Genomic DNA, 16,894 nt, shown 5'->3' with positions numbered 1-16,894 from the left:
TTCACAATCGGTCTAAACCGGCTTTCGCAGGCTTGGTGGTGCCCCCATCTTGGGGGCACCACTCCACTTGAAGGACATGTCCGTGCCCGACGCCATTGAACTCCTGAAGACACGCCGCTCGATGAAACCGCGTGAGATGACCGGCCCGGGCCCGTCCGCGGCCGAGCTCGAGACCATCCTGACCATCGGCGCGCGCGTGCCCGACCACGGCAAGCTGGCGCCGTGGCGCTTCATCGTGTTCGAGGGTGAGGCCCGCGCCCGCGCCGGCGACGTGATCGCCAAGGTGTTTGCCCGCAAGAATCCCGGCGCGCCCGCCTCCGATATCGAGGTCGAGAAGAAGCGCCTGACCGATGCGCCGCTGGTGATCGGCGTGGTCTCCTTCACCAAGCCGCACCCGAAGGTGCCACCTTGGGAGCAGGAATTGTCGGCCGGCGCCAGCGCGATGAACATCGTCACCGCGGCCACCGCGCTCGGCTACGGCGCCTGCTGGCTGACCGGCTGGTTCGCCTTCGACCGCGACGTGCTCGATGGCCTCGGCCTGAAGCCGGACGAGAAGCTGGCCGGGCTCATTCATATCGGCACGCCCACCAGGCCGAGCGAGGACCGCCCGCGCCCGGCGCTGTCGGATATCGTGACGCGGTTCTGAAACCGTAGACCCGTCATTGCCGGGCTCGACCCGGCAATCCATCAACAATGAAACATTTTTCTCCAAGAGGATGGATGGCCGGGTCAAGCCCGGCCATGATGAGCAGACAGACCTCACGCCGCCTTCGAGGCACGCTCCGCAAAGCCGCTCATCAAGGCCGCGATCTCGTGCCCGGGCCTCGCCGCGCTGAACAGGAATCCCTGTACCTCGTTGCAGCCTTCGGCGCGCAGCCAGTCGAGCTGATCCGTCGTCTCGACCCCTTCCGCGGTCGTGGTGATCCTGAGGCTGCGGCCGAGGCCGGAGATCGCGCGCACGATCGCCAGGCAGTCGGAGCGCCGCGCCAGGTCCTTCACGAAGGAGCGGTCGATCTTGATCTTGTCGAACGGGAAGCTGCGCAGATAGCTCAGGCTGGAATAGCCGGTGCCGAAATCGTCCATCGAGATGCTGACGCCAAGCTCGCGCAGCTGATGCAGGATCGCGAGATTGGCCTCGGTCTCCGCCAGGAACACCGACTCGGTGATCTCGAGCTCGAGCCGGCGCGCCGACAGGCCGGAATGCGCCAGTGCAGAGATCACGGCCTGGACCAGATTGCGGCTGCGGAACTGTACCGGTGACAGATTGACGGCGACCTTCACGTCGGCAGGCCACTTCATCGCCTCGGCGCAGGCTTCGCGCAACACCCATTCCCCGAGCGCGACGATCAGGCCGATGTCTTCGGCAACCGGAATGAACTCCGCGGGCGAGATCATGCCCTTCTGCGGATGCCGCCACCGCAGCAGCGATTCGAAACCCGAGATGCGGTCGGCCGCGATATCGACCAGCGGCTGGTAGTGCAGCTCGAATTCGCCGTTGCTGAAGGCCGCGCGCAGATCGCGCTCCATGTCGCGTCGCTTCTGCGCCTGCTGATCCATCTCCGGCTCGAAGAAATGATGCACACCGCCGCCCTCGGACTTGGCGCGATACAAGGCCATGTCGGCGTTGCGCATCAGTTCTTCCGACGTCGTGCCGTCGCCCGGCGACAGCGCGATCCCGACACTGGCGCCGACCACGACTTCGAGCCCGTCGATCGTGTAGGGCGCGCTCAGCACATCGATCAGCCGTTCGGCAAAGCCGCTCGCCGCGTTAGGCGAGACGTCGGCGGCAAGCACGATCGCGAACTCGTCGCCGCCGAGGCGGGCCGCCACATTGTCGTCACGGACCACCTCGCGCAGCCGCTCCGCCACCAGCTTGAGCAGCCGGTCGCCCATCGGATGCCCGAAGGAGTCGTTGACGTTCTTGAACAGATCGAGATCGATGCACATCACAGCGACGGGCTTATTGCCGCTTAGGCCGCGCTCCAGCGCCTCGCGCAGGTGCTCCTGGTAGAAGTCGCGGTTCGGCAAGTTGGTGAGACCGTCATGGTGCGCCATGTGCGCGATCCGCGCTTCCGCGGCGCGGCGCTCGGTGATGTCGACCACTGCGACCAGATAGCCGTCACGGCCCTCGAACGCCACCCTGCGTCCGAAGGTCAGCACATGGATCTCGGTGCCGTCGGCCCTGATGTGCCGCCAGTCGCGGCTCGATTGATAGACGTCGCCGATCTCGCGCAACGCGGCACTGTGCACGCCCCACTCGTCCTCCGGCCAGATCTCGCGCAGCGTCATGCCGAGAAATCTCTCCCGGCTGTACCCATAATGCTGAACGGCAGCGTCGTTGACGCTGAGGAATTCCATCGTGCCGGCGTCGAATACCCACATCGGCATCGGATTGTTCTCGAACAGCAGGCGGAACGACAGCTCGCGCTGCTTCAGCGCGGTGACGTCGGAGACGGTCAGCGACAGCATGTCGCCGAACGCCGTGACGCCGAGCCGCAGGCAGCGATCGCCGCTGTCGATCTCGAACTGGCCGCCGGGACCGCCGCCGACGAAGCCGCGCAGGCGATTCATCACCGCCGGCGCCGCAAGCGGATTGCCGCCGGCGCTGAGCCGGCGCCACAGCAAATCGGTTGCAGGCTGCATCAGCAGCCTTGCGGCGCCCTGGTTGAGATGCACGATCTGGAAGTCGGCCGGCTCGCCCCGCGCGTCGCGGATCGCGGCGAGCGACAGCACGCCCTCGTCGGTGGCCGAGAAAATCGTATCGAGAAGACTGTACTGTGCATTGCGCTCGTTGACATAGACGCCGATCAGGATGCCGCCCCAGCGCGACCGCGTCGGCAACGCCAGTACGTCGAAGGTCCGCACCAGGCCGTCGCGCACGCAATGCGCCGACGCCAGATAGGGCCGGCAGTTCTCGCGCGCATTCGCGGCGGCTTCGGACAACGCCGTCGCGCAGTCCGGCGGCAGCGCGCTGAGCGGAATGTCCCAGCGCTCGTCGTTCAGCCAGGTCTGGACGTAGCGGCCGGTGTGCGAGACGCTCAGTACGCCGTCGACGTTCCGCAGCAGCACGATATGATCGGCGAGCCGGCCGAGACTGCCGAGCATCACGTCCTCATAGTGCGGCAGCTTCTCACCTGGACGAACCGCGGCCTGCCACTTGCGTTGCAGAACCGGAACGTCGGCGAACATCTCGGAATTGAACTTGGCCGCTGTCTTTGCTGATTTTTTGTTGGCCATGACCATGGCATGCCCCGTTCACGCGAACGCCGGAGCATGATCCGGAAGAGCGCGAAGCGCTTTTCGAAAGATCATGCTCAGGCAAAAAGCCAAGGCGCGATGACGACACGACGTGAACTCAACGCGCATTAGTCCCCGTGGCATCCAAGTCATGCCGCGGCTTAACGCCGTGTAAAAATAGCGAGCCCGTGCGTCGCCGCCACCGATTATGACAGCTCAAATTCGCGCGATGGTTAGTTCACGTTAGAGACTATGACAGCTGCATGAAATGCAGCGCGGCCGTACCGTCAGCGCGCCACGACCTCGACTTCGCCATCGACGCCGTTGACGACGTTGAACGGACGCTCGAACACCTTGCCCTCGTTCTTGGCGATCGCGCGATACTCGCCCTCGGAGAGCACGACGCGCGGAAACGCGCCGATCGATTCCTTGATCACGTCGCCCCCCGGTGTGATCACCGACCACGCGGTGTTGGCGAGCGCCTCGCCGCCCTTCTCGCTGACCAGCTTGAGGGTGATGACGGCCGCGCGATGCATGACGGTGACGTCGGTCAGCTTGCTCGCCGAAACGCGAATGTCGGAGCGCACCACCGAGTTGGCGTCGCCGTAGTTGGAAACGATGTAGTAGGTCCCCTCCGGCAGCAACGCGACGTCGCCGGCGGACACGTTGGGCACCAGCGGGCCCCGGTCCGATCCGTCGAACTGGCTGCCCTTATAGATCGCGAACGAGATCTGGTTGGCCGGGATCTTGCTGGAGCCGACCCGGCCCTCGATCCGCAGCCCGCCGGCAGGCAGCACGAAGGACTCGCGGTCGGTCTCCGACTTCAGGCTGACGGCACGTACCGCGCTGACGAGGCCGAGCGCGACGTGGACCACGTAATTGCCGGGCGGCAGCACGACGTTGGGCGTCGCTCCGCGCTCCTCGCGGATCAGCTTGTAGGTGCCGTTGTCATCCGGCCTGTCGGCGAACACCCGCCACACCAGCCCGCCATTGATCACCGGCAGGTCCTTGCCGTACCGCGCCGTCAGCGACAGCACCGCCTGCCCCGCGGTCGGCGAGCCGGCCGGCGGCGTCACCGGAGGTACGGTCGCAATGGACGGCTGGACGATGGTCGGCTGGACGATGGTCGGCTGGGTCAACGGACCGGGCAGAACGGGCCCTGAACCCGGCCCGGACGGCGGCGCCAAATTTAGCGCCGGGCCGGAGGGTACGTCCGGAACCGAGGCGGGCGGGATCGGCGGCGGCCGGTCGCTGAAGAACTGCGCCGACACGGAAGTGGGGATCAGGGGGAGCAAAAATGCCGCAAGCGTCAATAGCGGAAGGAGCCGCATGCCCCGCCCGCATCCGCCGATGCCGTTGCCCCTCGAAGTCATCACCATGCTTTTCAACGAAAACGCGGCAAATTCAAGCCTTCGTGCAAGGCGATCCAGGTGCGTCCAAGGCTTTGTCACATTCCCGAGGGCGCCGTCCCCGGCTTGGAACCGCTCGATCAAGCCGATGTTAGCCCTATCGTCGCGGTCCAGTCACATTCCCTGCCTACCGCGGACCACTCGGGCATGAATCATGCCTTCAGGGAATAACCATGAAACCGGACGATGCTGGCGTAGCCGTGCCGCGCGGCCTAGTCTCGTGCTGGCAGGAGATTTGTCGTGTTGGATAGCTGGATGGGCCGCGGCCAAAAGAGCTCCGACGGCCCTGGCAAGGTAGGATTGGGAACGGTTCGCCGTCCGGTGATCGGACTTGCGCTGGGCGGCGGCGCCGCGCGCGGCTTTGCCCATATCGGCATCATCAAGACCCTGCTCGCCCATGGCATCGTCCCCAACGTCGTGGTCGGCACCTCGATCGGCTCCGTAGTCGGCGGCGCTTATGCGGCCGGCCACATCGACACGCTGGAGCAGTGGGCCCGCAGCCTGCAGCCGCGCAGCGTGCTCGGCTACCTCGACATCCGCCTCAACGGCTCCGGCCTGATCGGCGGCACCAAGCTGGCTGCCGAGATCGAGGCGGCGCTCGGCCAGGTCATGATCGAAGACCTCGCGGTCAAGTTCGCCAGCGTCGCAACCGAAGTCCGCACCGGGCACGAAATCTGGCTGACCCAGGGCCGCGTGGTCGACGCCATGCGCGCCTCCTACGCCCTGCCCGGCATCTTCGCGCCGGTGCTGATCGGCGACCGCTGGCTGGTCGACGGCGCGCTGGTCAACCCGGTGCCGGTCTCGGCCGCCCGCGCACTCGGCGCCGAGATCGTTATCGCGGCGAACCTCTCCAGCGATGTGTTCGCGCACTCGACCACGATCTACAATCACGGGCCGTCGGCCGCGCCCGAGGTGACGGTCGCGGTGACCGCCGAGGCAGAAATTGAGCCGGAACCTCCGAAGCGGCGGTTCGGCCGCTTCTTCTCCGCCGAACGAACCGTGAAGCGGGAGTTTTTCGGCAGCGCCAGTCGGCCCGGAATCTCGAGCGTCATGGTCGACGCCTTCAACATCATGCAGGACCGTATTACCCGTGCGCGCCTCGCCGGCGATCCGCCTGACATGCTGATCTCGCCGCGCGTCGGTCAGATCGGCTGGTTCGACTTCCATCGCGCCGACGACCTGATCGCACACGGCATCCGCGCCGCCGAACGCGCCATCGGCGCGATCGAGGAAGCCATCGATATCCTGGTGCCGCCGTCCAACGGCGCGGGCACCACCGGGAAATAGCCGCTCAGGCGGTCTTGATGTAGTCGCGCAGCGCTTCCTGCTCGTGCTCATATTCCTGCACGCGGCGCTTGACGACGTCGCCGATCGAGATCAGCCCGACCACGTTGCCGTCCTCGACGACAGGGAGATGGCGAAACTTGCCGGTCGTCATCATCTCCATCAGGCCGCTGACGGTATCGGATTCGCGGCAACTCACGACCTTCTTCGTCATCACTGCGCTCACCGGCTCGTCCAGCACACCCGCGCCGCGCTCCGAGAGCACGCGCACGATGTCGCGTTCCGACAGAATGCCTTCCATTCGGCCCTGCTCCATCACCAGCACGGCGCCGATCTTGCGCTCGCCGAGCAGCTTGACCGCGGCGGAGAGCTTCGCGCCGGGCGCGACGCTCATCACCTGATGGCCCTTTGAATCGAGAATGGAACGTACCGTCATTGTCGCCTCCCTGAATCCGTTCGGCGCCCGCTTCAGCGGGTCGAACCTGCTCGCCAGAGTCTTCAATCAACAGTTCCGCGCCGATTTCGGCTTCGGGGCGCGGTCGGTAGCTGGGCTCGATGTACCGGCCCGCTTTGTTCTGTGTCGCAAAGATGATGATGGAATTCGAACCGAGCCGCAAGCGGCGATCAGACGTGGCCGGACTGGTCCACCGACGACGCATCCGCAGCATCTTCTCGCGCGCGCGGAATCGGATCGAACAGCGCGAACAGCAATAGCCCGGCGAGGAAGCCGCCGATATGCGCCTGCCAGGCGACGCTCGCGTCCTCACCGCCAAGCGACAGCGAGGTGGCGCCGAACAGAATATTGACGCCGAACCAGATCGCCAGGAAAGCGAGCACCCGACCGTTGCGCAGCGCCCGCCACAGCGACAGCGCGGGCACCTTGGCGGCCGCGTCGGCATCGCCCCGGCTGAACGACAGGAAGCTGCCCTTCACAAAGGCGAAGCGGATCGCCGCCGCCATCGTCCCCGATACCGAGGCCGACGCGCCGATCATCGGCGCTATGGCGTGCTCGTGAGTCAACAAATGCGCGAGCGCGCCGGCGGCCGCCGTCACCGCCATAAAGACAAAGAAGCGCACCGCGCCGAAGCGCCGTGCCAGCGCGCTACCGAACGGCAGCAGCCACAGCACATTGAAGCCGATATGCGTGAGGTTGGCGTGCAGCAGCGAATAGGTGACGAAGGTCCAGACCTTGGCGCCGTCTCCGCCCGGGAAGGTGACGTCGAGCAGCGTCGAATCGTAGCGCTTCGGGATGAAGCCGAAGACATCGATGGTCCAGTTTTCCATCTCCGGCGGCAGCAGCACCCGCAGATGGATCACCGCGATCAGGAGGACGTAGGCGGTGAGCGCCGCCGGCAACGTCAGGATCGGCTCGCGCGGCGCCTGCGGCGGCGGCTCGAGCGGGGATTCGGGATGGGAGTCCAAGGGGTCGGCGACCTCGCACGCGGCTGTGCATCCCAGATAGGCGGCTTTCACACCGCTGTGCAAGTGCACAATCCCGAAATCGGACACCGCTGGTGTCCCGGACGCGTCGCAGCACGAAAGTGTTGCGACGCAGAGCCGGCCCTGCAGCGCATCGCCTCGCGCTGCACTGCCTCCGGGACACGATATCTTGGCAAAAAGATAAGGGAGGGCGCTGAGAACGCCCTCCCTGATCGGCTGGTCTTCTCGTGCCCCAGAGGGATCGGGAGAACATCCCCACCCCTCCCCGCACGGTGACCAAACTGTTTGACGCCACCTGTGTACCAACCACGCCGGCGCTTGGGGCAGCCGGCGAACGGGAACGCGCGGACCCTACGCGCAGGTTCCACGGCCGCCAAGGACATAGTTAAATTTACGTTAACAACACAAAGCTGCCGATAAGCCGCCCAAACCGCGGCCACGGCATGGACGCTGCACAGCCTTCCCTGCACAACAGAGAAGGGAAGGCGCCTGAGCAAGACCGGGACAGATGTGTCCCGCCGAGCCAGGTGCCGGGCAAGGTTCTTTAGATGAAACACAGCTCCAGCCGCGAGTTCTTCGCCTATTGGAATGCGAAGCGCGGCGCTGCGCGTGCACCCGACCGGAGTGAATTCGAACCGTCCGCGGTGCGCGAGCTGCTGTCCGACATCTTCGTGCTGTCCTATGACGGCGAGACCCGCTTTCCGTTCCGCGTCGCCGGCACCCGCACCTCCGCCCTGCTCGGCTGCGACCTCAAGAACCGCAGCTTTTCCGCCCTTTTCACCGGCGAGAGCCGCGGCGAGATCGAAGACATCATCACCTGTGTCGTCGAAGAGACCCTGCCGGCCATCGCCGGTGTCACCGCCACCACCGAAACCGGCTCCGGGGCGCACCTTGAACTGCTGCTGCTGCCTTTCACCGCCCGCGTCCATATGCCGGCGAGCCTGACCGGCCTGCTCGCCCCGTTCGAGGACGACGTCACGAGGCTGCACGACCTCGTCCTGACCTCGTGGCGTTACCTGCATCCCCAGGAGCGGCTGGTGCCGCGGACCCTGCGCAAGCTCGCCATCGCGCGCGGCCTGATGGTCTATGAAGGGTTGCGCTAGCTCCTGACACCTTGCCCGGTCCAGCGACGAGACCGGCGCCACGCCGGTCGCTTGCACCGCGGGCCGCGGAACTCTATTAGCTGTTGCGCCGCCATGGCGGGGTGACCCGCTTATTGCAGCTGCGGCGGGGCTCGGCATGTTTCGCAATTCGATCAGGCAGAAGATCGTCGGCATTGCCGCGGGACTGATTGTCCTTGCGGTGATCACCTCGCTGCTGTCGATGGTGATGGCGGGTCAGGTCGGCCATCTCCTGGATGAGCTCACCAACCGCTACATCCCCGCCTACGGTCATCTCGCCCGCGTCAACATCCGCTCGCTGGAGCGATCCCTGGCGATGCGCCGGATGATGATGGCAAAGATGCAGGCGCCGGGAGAAACCAGCGGCTACGACGCGGCGCGCAAGACCTTCGACGAGATCGAGCCCCAGATCAAGCGCGAGGCCGACGCCGCGCGCGCGCTGATCGATTCGATCATTGCCGATCCCTCGACCCCGTCGGACAACGCCGCTCTCGGGCGCCTCGATGACCGCATCGACAATGCCGTCAACGACCTCTTGATGCGCCTGAATGCCGAGAACAAGACGTTGCTCGACCAGCTCGACGCCCAGGACTTTGCGGCCGCGAAAGCGACCACGCTCCGCGCCGACGTCCTGCGCGACGACTTCAACAACAGAATCGAAGGCATTCGTACCGACATGCTGGCGCAGGTCGCTTCGGCCGCAGCGAAGGTGATGGGTGCCCAGCAGCGGGCGATCATCATCTCCGGCGTGGTGACCGCGATTGCCGCGATCCTCGGCTTCGTGTTCGCGATGCTGGTCGGCAGCGGCATCACGCGCCCGGTCATGCGCCTTCTCGAGAGCACCCGCGAGGTCGAGGCCGGCCGACTCGACGGCGCCATTGCCATCACGACCCAGGACGAGATCGGCCAGCTCTCCGCCGCCTTCAACCGCATGATCGAGACGCTGCGTCACAACCAGCGTATCCGCGAGACCTTCGGCCGCTACATCAACCCGCGGATCGCCGAGGGCTTGCTCGAGCAGCCGGCGATCGCCGCCACCGAAGGACAGCGCCGCATCATGACGGTGATGTTCTGCGACATGAAGGGCTTTACCAGTTTGAGCGAAGGCGTGACGCCGCGCGGTCTCGTCAAAATCATGAACCTCTATCTGTCGACGATGTCGGCGCCGGTCCATGCGCATCGCGGCATCATCGACAAATATATCGGCGACGCCATCATGGCCTATTGGGGCGCCCCCTTCGTCGAGGAAGCCGAGCAGACCCATCTGGCCGCGCTCGCCGCCATCGACATGATCGGCCAGGTCAACCAGCTGCGCAAGGATCTGCCCGAACTGCTCGGCGTGCGCGCAATTCCGGCCGATTGCGACATCCGGATCGGGATCGCGACCGGTGAAGCGCTGGTCGGCAGCATCGGCTCCGAATTCATGATGAGCTACACCGTGCTCGGCGACACCGTGAACCTCGCCTCACGGCTGGAAGGCGCCAACAAGTTCTACGGCAGCCGCAGCCTGATCTCGGAAGCCACCGCGAGCGCCTGCGCTGCGACCATCGAGCTGCGCGAGATCGACCGCCTCGTCGTCGTCGGCCAGACCCAGCCGGTCGCCGTGTTCGAGATCATCGGCAAGAAGGACGAGTTGACGCCGGCGCAGATCGAGTTGCAGCATCGCTACGCGGATGGTCTCGCCGCCTATCGCGACCGCCGCTGGGACGACGCCGAGCGAGCTTTCACCGCGGCGCTGGCTGCGGCGCCCGCCGACGGCCCGTCGATCGCGATGAAGACGCGCGTCGCAGCGTTCAGACAAAATCCGCCGGCCGCCGACTGGGATGGTGCCTGGCATCTGGAGCAGAAGTAGCGGCAGTTTCAGCACGCATTGGCGCTGGCCTGCCCTTCGCACTGCTCTCGCACGACCTCACAATCTAACACCGATGTTAGTTTCGGCTCCGTTGTTCGACGTCGCGACCCAACAGCGCGCACATGCAAGCATGACATCCGGAAGCGACAACGCCATTGCCGCTTCGGCAAACAATTTTTCAAATCGCGCGGAATGCTCTCCTCGATCGGGAGTTAGTGCTTCAGAGCAATGACTGTCCTTGTCTACTCGGGAGGTGTGCATGTTCAAGTCACCAACGCAGCTCGCAATGCTTGCGGCATGTCTGACAGCGCCTATCGTCCTGCTCCCACCGCACACCGCCATCGCCGCCGGCGGAGGTGGTGGCGGCGGCGGAGGAGCAGGCGGCGGAGACTTCTACGGATCGAGCTACGGCACGCCCACGCCGGCGTATCCTCAAGCGAAGGACAGAAAGACCACACACAGGGTCAAGAAACCGATCAAGCAATCCGGCTTCGACGACCCGGCATTCCGCGACGGCTATCGCGCGGCCTATGCGACGATCTACGAACGCAACGACTACGCTGCCGCGATCGATCAGCTGCACGCGCTCGGCCGCGACGACCATCCGAACGTCGCCAACCTGATCGGCTACTCCTATCGCAAGCTCGGCGACTACAAGCAGTCGCAGGTCTGGTACGAGCGCGCGCTGAAGGCCGATCCGAGCCACGTGCTGACGTGGAACTACTACGGCCTGTGGCAGATCGAACAGGGCAATCGCGACCAGGCGCAGTATCATCTGCAGCGGATAGCCGAGATCTGCGGCACCGACTGCGAGGCGTATCGCACGCTGGCGGCGGCGCTGGAGAAGCCGCCGGGTACGAACCTCGTCTATTGAACGCGCCGGCGTGAAGCGGGCATGAGCGAATGCGCGATCACCGGATCTGAAAGAGACGATGCTGCGCTGCGGCCTGGTGCCGGTCGCCGCCTGACCGCTCGGCGCGAGAGGCTTGCAGCGCCGGCGGCCCAGCTCAAAACCGCGTCGTGCCGAGCGGCAGGCCGAGCTTCGCGCGCCCGGTCAGCGTATAGCTGTTCGGCGTCATCGCGACATGCTTGATCGCCGCCTGGACGTCGCGGATCGAACGCTCGAGCGTGCCGGTCTCGAAGATCGCGGCCGTCCCGGCGGACGCTGCGATCATTTCGACGATTCGGGCGGCGGTTTCGCCGGCGTTGGCGCAGGCGATCCGGTGCAGCAGCCGTGCTTCCACCAGCCGCTCGCCTCCGATGTCGCTCGCCGCCATCAGCTCCGTCATGCCCTCGACCAGCAGCGCCCGCGCCGACCGCAACGCCGTTTCGGCACGGCCGACCGTCGCCTGCACCAACTCGCCGTCGCGCAGCTGGCCGACGCCTCCGAGACGGGGCTTCTTGCCCGCGAGCGCGATGAAGGCGTCGAGCGCGCCGCGCGCGATCCCGAGCGGCACCACCGAGACCGTCCAGGAGAACGCCGATACACCCGGCAGGCGGTATGGGATGCCCGGCTGGGTCGGCTTGAAGTCGACCAGCGGGTGGGTGTGGCTGTCAGGCACGAAGCAATCCTGCATCTCGAAGTCACAGCTTCCGGTGGCCCGGAGCCCTGACGCGAACCAGGTGTCGTGGAGATGGACGTCGGCGCGATCGACGTAGCAGCAGATTGGCGGGCCATCCTTGCCGTCGGGGCCTTTGACGCTCGCCAGCCCCATGAACTTGGTCGCGTGAGGTGCACCGCTGCCGAACGGCCAGCGACCGCTGACGCGGTAACCACCCTCGACCTCGACCGCCGTTCCGATCGCCCCGGTGGCGGCGGCGATGAACGCCAGCGGATCGGCGAACCAGCCCCGCGCCACCCCCTTCGGCAGGTAGCCGCCGGCCCTGCTCATGCCGCCGCCATTGCCGACCAGCCAGCCCACCGAGCCGTCGAGCGCCGAGGCTGCCTCGACGATCGTCATGAAGTCGAGCGGCGAGAATTCCGGCCCGCCCAGCGCCTTCGGCAGATACAGCCGAAACATTCCGGCCTCGGCCATGGCTCGGACCACGGCGTCGGGAAGCCGGCGCTCGCGGTCGAAATCCGCCCGGTGCTCGGCAATCAGCGGGGCAATCCGCGCGAGCGCGGCCAAATGATCGGCAACAATGGGGGTGGCAGGCTGGGGCATGACGCCTTTCCTTTCCGAAAGCTGGCGATATCGGGAGTTCAGCGCGAAGACGCGGATTTTGCCATGGCACTTGGCGTCGCAGCGGGATTGTCATCTCTTTGTCATGAATTGTGCAGACAGGTTCAGCGGACCAGTTTCGGGGACACGCATGGACTATTTCAAACGCTTCAACTTCTTGTTCGCCGCGCCGGTTTTCGAGGCCGACGACCTCGAAGGCATCCGGTTCAACCAGATCATCACGGAGATCGAGCGCTCCGGCTTCGAAGTGGTCCGCGCCCGCAAGCTGGAAGATGCCGAGATCGCGGTGCAGACCGATGCGGCGATCGGCTGCATGGTGGTCGACTGGGGCAAGAAGGGTCTTGAGGGCAAGACCGCGGCGTTGATCAACCTGATGCGCCGGCGCGGCCTCGATTTCCCGATCATCCTGTTGATCCGCCGCAAGCGCTTCGAGGACCTGCCGGTCGAGGTGCTGGATTTCATCGACGGCTACGTGTTCCTGTCCGAGGAAACCCCGCCCTTCATCGCCAAGAACCTGATCTCCAGGCTCAAGCAATATGCCGAGAACCTGAAGACGCCGTTCTTCGGCGCGCTGGTCGACTATGCCGAGGAAGGCAACCAGCTCTGGACCTGCCCCGGCCACAATGGCGGCGTGTTCTATAGCCGCAGCCCGATCGGGCGGGTGTTCGTCGAGCATCTCGGCGAGGCCGTGTTCCGCGACGACCTCGACAATTCCGTGCTCGACCTCGGCGACCTCCTCACCCATGAAGGACCGGCGCTGAAGGCGCAGAAGGAAGCGGCGCGGATTTTCGGCGCCGAGAAGACCTATTTCGTGCTCAACGGCACCTCGACCTCCAACAAGGTCGCGCTCGGCTCGCTGGTCACCGACGGCGACCTCGTGCTGTTCGACCGCAACAACCACAAGGCCGCCCATCACGGCGCGCTGCTGATCGGCGGCGGCATCCCGGTCTATGTGCCGACGGTGCGCAACGCCTGGGGCCTGATCGGCCCGATGCGCTGGGACCTGCTCGACGAGGGGAGCTTGCGCGACCAGATCCGCAAGCACCCGCTGCTCAAGGACGAGAACGCCTGGAAGAAGGAGCGTCCGTTCCGCGTCGCCGTGGTCGAGCAGTGCACCTATGACGGCACCATCCACTCCGCCGAGATGATCCTGAAGCGGATCGGCCATCTCTGCGACTACATCCTGTTCGACGAGGCCTGGGCCGGCTTCATGAAGTTCCACCCGATCTATTCCGGCCGCTTCGCGATGGGACTTTCGAATCTCGGCCCCGAGGCGCCCGGCATCATCGCCACCCAATCGACCCACAAGCAGCTCGCGAGCTTCTCGCAGGCTTCGCAGATCCATATCCGCGACCGCCACATCAAGGGCCAGAAGCGCCGGGTCGAGCACCGCCGCTTCAACGAAAGCTTCATGCAGCACGCCTCGACCTCGCCGTTCTATCCAATCTTCGCCTCGCTCGACGTCGGCGCGCAGATGATGAAGGGCCGCTCCGGCGAAGTGCTGTGGGACGACACGATCCGGCTCGGCATCGAGCTACGCAAGAAGATCCGCGCCGTGAAGCGCGAGTTCGAGGAGAAGGAGACGCGCGCGGAGCGGCGCTGGTTCTTCGAGCCGTTCGTGCCGGACCGCGTAATGATCCCCGACGTCGCCCGCGAGAACGGCGTGCACAATGTCGCTTGGGAGACCATATCGACCGATCAGCTCGCGACCAATCCGTCCTATTGGCAGCTCAGTCCCGGCCAGACCTGGCACGGCTTCCCCGAGCTGACGGAAGGCTTTGCCATGACCGACCCGAACAAGCTCACCTTGCTGACGCCGGGCTTCGATCACGCCACCGGCGCCTATGCCGACCACGGCATCCCCGCGCCGGTCGTGGCGCAGTATCTGCGCGAGAACCAGATCGTCGCCGAGAAGAACGACCTCAACTCCCTGCTGTTCCTGCTGACACCCGGCGTCGAGGCCAGCAAGGCCGGCACGCTGGTGTCGGGGCTGGTCGCCTTCAAGAAGCTGCACGACGACAACGCGCTGGTCGAGGACGTAATCCCCGAATTCTTCCGCCGCCGCCCGCAGCGCTACACCGGCGTGCGGCTGCGCGACCTCTGCGGCGACATGCACCGCTTCTTCCGCGACGGCGGCGTCAGCACCTTGCAGGCCAGGCAATTCCTGCCCGAGCATCTGCCTGACATCGCGATGTCGCCGCGCCAGGCGGCGCAATACCTGATCCGCAACGACGTCGATTATCTGCCGATCGACCAGATCTTCGGCCGCATCGCGGCGACGCCGTTCGTGGTCTACCCGCCCGGCATCGCCACCATCGTGCCCGGCGAACGGCTGTCGGAACGCAGCAAGCCGATGATCGACTACCTCAAGATGTTCGAGGCGAGCTTCAATGCCTTCCCGGGCTTCGAGGTCGAGGTGCAGGGCATCTACAAGGAGATCGACGACGCGGGCCGGGTCCGCTTCTACACCTATGTCGTGTCCGAATAGGCGAGCGGACGCAGCACAATGGAGAATGATCACAAGATCACCGTCCGCCCCTCGCGCGACAGCGACGTCGATGCGATGCTATCGATCTACCGCTATCACATCCGCCACGGCATCGAGGAGAGCGTCGATGACAGCGGCACGCCGGAGCCCGACGACCTGCGCGACCGCCGCAAGAACCTGCGCAACACCCGCCTGCCCCATCTCGTCGCGTTGTGCGACGGCGAGGTGGTCGGCTACGCCTATGTGGTCCAGTTCCGCAAGCGCCCGGCCTATCGCTACACGGTGAAGCATTCGATCTATATTGACCACCGCTTCACCGGCAAGGGCGTCGGCGGCCGGCTGTTGCAGGAACTGGTCGACGCCTGCGCCGCTTCCGGCTTCCGCCAGATGATCGGCTATATCGACAGCGACAACGCCGCATCGCTCGCGCTGCACGACCGCTTCGGCTTCACGCGCGTCGGCCATTTGCCGGGCGTCGCCTATCGCTACGGCCGCTGGTCCGACACCGTGATGGTGCAGCGCTCGCTCGCCGCCGGCGCCACCGCCCCGCCGCCACCCGCGCCGCTGTCGCGGCGGTGATGGGGACTACGCGGGCTCCCTCCATTCGTCGTCCTGGCGTGGTTTTTGCGCGGCCTGGAGAGCCAGGACCCAACCACCGCATTCGGTGATGAACGGGACAGCCGTCATCGCCCGGTCCATGCGCGCAATTGCGTACAGGCCGGGCGACGACAGTTGCAGTGAGGGACGAATTGAGGCCGCCCTACTCCAGCGTGAAGCCGACCCGCAGCGTGACCTGGTAGTGCCGGACCTTGCCGTCTTCGATATGGCCGCGGGTCTGCACCACCTCGAACCATTTCATTTCCCGGATCGTCTTCGACGCGCGGCTGACGGCATTCTCGATCGCCGCCTCGATGCTCTTGTCCGATGATCCGACCAGTTCGAGGATCTTGTAAACGTGGTCCTTGTCGTCCGTGGTAGGCATGTCGACCTCCTCTGTGGATGCGCGATCCGGACAATTTGCACTCCGATCCGGACAGTCCGTCGTCCGATGCGCCGTCGTTAAACGACGAATGCTGCGCGGCAACACACCGGTTGACTTGGATCAACGTGTCACGGCGCCTTTGGTGCCAGGATGCATTTGGTGCCAGTCGGGCACCTGCCCTTGTCGGCTCCGTTACCTATGGTAGCATGCTTTGATCTCGTATTCGGGAGCGATCGATGTCCACAGCGTCCAGCTCACCCGCCACACCTCCTCACAGCCTCGGATCCGGGCTAGCCAACCTTCGCGCGAAGTGGGGCTGGATCGTCGCCCTTGGCGTGATCTACCTGATCGCAGGCGTGCTCGCCTTCGGCAGCGTGTTCTTCGCCACCGTCGTCAGCGTGCTGTTCGTCGGCGCCATGATGATCGTCGCCGGCGTTGCCGAAATCATCAATGCGTTCCAGTTCAAGACGTGGGGCAAGTTCCTGTTCTGGCTGCTGCTCGGCGCGCTCTATGTCGTTGCCGGCTTCATCACCTTCGAGAACCCGCTGCTCGCGGCCGCAACGCTGACGCTGTTCCTCGGCATCGCGCTAGTGGTCTCCGGCATCGTCCGCATCTTCCTGGCGTTCGGCATGAACTCGGCGGCGCCGTGGGGAATGGTCGCGATCTCCGGGCTGATCACGCTGGTGCTCGGGGCCATGATCCTGGCGCGCTGGCCGGTGTCGAGCCTGTATGTGCTCGGCATTTTCCTCAGCGTCGACCTGATCTGCGCCGGCGTCAGCTGGATCAGCATGGGCATGGCGCTGAAGCAGCGCGCGTGAGGCGCGAATCCGGAGCGGGTTAGCGACAGCGTAACCCGCCGCAAATCTCACGGGCGGAACGATGGCGGGTTATGCTTGCG

At 65.4% G+C, this 16,894-nt stretch carries 14 protein-coding genes; 8 read left to right on the top strand and 6 right to left on the bottom strand.

Annotated features, from left to right (window positions below):
* Positions 1–82: 82 nt before the first annotated feature.
* Entirely contained in the window at positions 83–646 is a 564-nt protein-coding gene (locus ACVISU_RS37415) for a nitroreductase family protein (protein WP_050402870.1), read from the top strand.
* Positions 647–759: 113 nt separating this feature from the next.
* On the opposite strand, the gene ACVISU_RS37410 is transcribed toward ACVISU_RS37415, so the two are convergent.
* Both ACVISU_RS37410 and ACVISU_RS37405 read right to left on the bottom strand, forming a co-directional pair.
* Entirely contained in the window at positions 760–3,243 is a 2,484-nt protein-coding gene (locus ACVISU_RS37410) for a putative bifunctional diguanylate cyclase/phosphodiesterase (protein ID WP_456710302.1), read from the bottom strand.
* A gap of 281 nt (positions 3,244–3,524) precedes the next feature.
* Positions 3,525–4,610: a hypothetical protein gene (locus ACVISU_RS37405; protein WP_456710301.1), complete on the bottom strand. Its 1,086-nt coding sequence runs from the start codon at positions 4,608–4,610 to the stop codon at positions 3,525–3,527.
* A 276-nt stretch (positions 4,611–4,886) separates the two neighbouring features.
* Between ACVISU_RS37405 and ACVISU_RS37400 the strand changes: the two genes are divergently transcribed.
* Positions 4,887–5,933, top strand: coding sequence for a patatin-like phospholipase family protein (locus ACVISU_RS37400; RefSeq protein WP_050402843.1), 1,047 nt, complete (start codon positions 4,887–4,889; stop codon positions 5,931–5,933).
* 4 nt (positions 5,934–5,937) lie between these two features.
* On the opposite strand, the gene ACVISU_RS37395 is transcribed toward ACVISU_RS37400, so the two are convergent.
* Positions 5,938–6,366 (bottom strand): CBS domain-containing protein, encoded by a 429-nt coding sequence (locus tag ACVISU_RS37395; RefSeq protein WP_456710300.1) that lies wholly within the window; start codon positions 6,364–6,366, stop codon positions 5,938–5,940.
* 188 nt (positions 6,367–6,554) lie between these two features.
* A complete protein-coding gene (locus ACVISU_RS37390; RefSeq protein ID WP_050402873.1) occupies positions 6,555–7,352 on the bottom strand; it encodes a rhomboid family intramembrane serine protease in 798 nt (265 codons plus the stop codon).
* 566 nt (positions 7,353–7,918) lie between these two features.
* Between ACVISU_RS37390 and ACVISU_RS37385 the strand changes: the two genes are divergently transcribed.
* The 3 genes from ACVISU_RS37385 (at position 7,919) to ACVISU_RS37375 (ending at position 11,217) form a co-directional block, all read left to right on the top strand.
* Complete coding sequence (locus ACVISU_RS37385) at positions 7,919–8,473, top strand: PAS domain-containing protein (protein ID WP_456710299.1); 555 nt, start codon at positions 7,919–7,921, stop codon at positions 8,471–8,473.
* A 136-nt stretch (positions 8,474–8,609) separates the two neighbouring features.
* Positions 8,610–10,343, top strand: a complete 1,734-nt coding sequence (locus tag ACVISU_RS37380) for an adenylate/guanylate cyclase domain-containing protein (protein WP_063695612.1) — start codon at positions 8,610–8,612, stop codon at positions 10,341–10,343.
* Positions 10,344–10,602: 259 nt separating this feature from the next.
* Positions 10,603–11,217, top strand: a complete 615-nt coding sequence (locus ACVISU_RS37375; protein WP_050402845.1) for a tetratricopeptide repeat protein — start codon at positions 10,603–10,605, stop codon at positions 11,215–11,217.
* Between the two features lie 133 nt (positions 11,218–11,350).
* On the opposite strand, the gene ACVISU_RS37370 is transcribed toward ACVISU_RS37375, so the two are convergent.
* On the bottom strand, positions 11,351–12,508 hold the full coding sequence (locus ACVISU_RS37370) for an acyl-CoA dehydrogenase family protein (RefSeq protein WP_456710298.1): 1,158 nt from the start codon (positions 12,506–12,508) through the stop codon (positions 11,351–11,353).
* Between the two features lie 148 nt (positions 12,509–12,656).
* Between ACVISU_RS37370 and ACVISU_RS37365 the strand changes: the two genes are divergently transcribed.
* Positions 12,657–15,014: an Orn/Lys/Arg family decarboxylase gene (locus ACVISU_RS37365; protein ID WP_456710297.1), complete on the top strand. Its 2,358-nt coding sequence runs from the start codon at positions 12,657–12,659 to the stop codon at positions 15,012–15,014.
* Positions 15,015–15,032: 18 nt separating this feature from the next.
* Positions 15,033–15,593 carry a GNAT family N-acetyltransferase gene (locus ACVISU_RS37360; RefSeq protein WP_050402848.1) on the top strand — a complete coding sequence of 187 codons (561 nt, stop codon included), beginning with the start codon at positions 15,033–15,035 and terminating at the stop codon, positions 15,591–15,593.
* Between the two features lie 181 nt (positions 15,594–15,774).
* On the opposite strand, the gene ACVISU_RS37355 is transcribed toward ACVISU_RS37360, so the two are convergent.
* Positions 15,775–15,996 (bottom strand): dodecin, encoded by a 222-nt coding sequence (locus ACVISU_RS37355; protein ID WP_050402849.1) that lies wholly within the window; start codon positions 15,994–15,996, stop codon positions 15,775–15,777.
* Between the two features lie 236 nt (positions 15,997–16,232).
* On the opposite strand from ACVISU_RS37355, the gene ACVISU_RS37350 reads away from it, so the two are divergent.
* Positions 16,233–16,814: an HdeD family acid-resistance protein gene (locus ACVISU_RS37350; RefSeq protein ID WP_063695610.1), complete on the top strand. Its 582-nt coding sequence runs from the start codon at positions 16,233–16,235 to the stop codon at positions 16,812–16,814.
* Positions 16,815–16,894: the final 80 nt, after the last annotated feature.

This window comes from Bradyrhizobium sp. USDA 4452 (genome assembly GCF_054063575.1).
The sequence above is the reverse complement of the archived record's forward strand: the minus strand, read 5'-3'. Positions and strand labels throughout refer to the sequence as shown.

Coding starts and splice junctions, on each gene's coding strand:
- ACVISU_RS37360 (WP_050402848.1), top strand. CDS start 15,033: ATGGAGAATGATCACAAGATCACCGTCCGCCCCTCGCGCGACAGCGAC.
- ACVISU_RS37350 (WP_063695610.1), top strand. CDS start 16,233: ATGTCCACAGCGTCCAGCTCACCCGCCACACCTCCTCACAGCCTCGGA.
- ACVISU_RS37380 (WP_063695612.1), top strand. CDS start 8,610: ATGTTTCGCAATTCGATCAGGCAGAAGATCGTCGGCATTGCCGCGGGA.
- ACVISU_RS37405 (WP_456710301.1), bottom strand. CDS start 4,610: ATGACTTCGAGGGGCAACGGCATCGGCGGATGCGGGCGGGGCATGCGG.
- ACVISU_RS37395 (WP_456710300.1), bottom strand. CDS start 6,366: ATGACGGTACGTTCCATTCTCGATTCAAAGGGCCATCAGGTGATGAGC.
- ACVISU_RS37375 (WP_050402845.1), top strand. CDS start 10,603: ATGTTCAAGTCACCAACGCAGCTCGCAATGCTTGCGGCATGTCTGACA.
- ACVISU_RS37410 (WP_456710302.1), bottom strand. CDS start 3,243: ATGGTCATGGCCAACAAAAAATCAGCAAAGACAGCGGCCAAGTTCAAT.
- ACVISU_RS37370 (WP_456710298.1), bottom strand. CDS start 12,508: ATGCCCCAGCCTGCCACCCCCATTGTTGCCGATCATTTGGCCGCGCTC.
- ACVISU_RS37385 (WP_456710299.1), top strand. CDS start 7,919: ATGAAACACAGCTCCAGCCGCGAGTTCTTCGCCTATTGGAATGCGAAG.
- ACVISU_RS37365 (WP_456710297.1), top strand. CDS start 12,657: ATGGACTATTTCAAACGCTTCAACTTCTTGTTCGCCGCGCCGGTTTTC.
- ACVISU_RS37355 (WP_050402849.1), bottom strand. CDS start 15,996: ATGCCTACCACGGACGACAAGGACCACGTTTACAAGATCCTCGAACTG.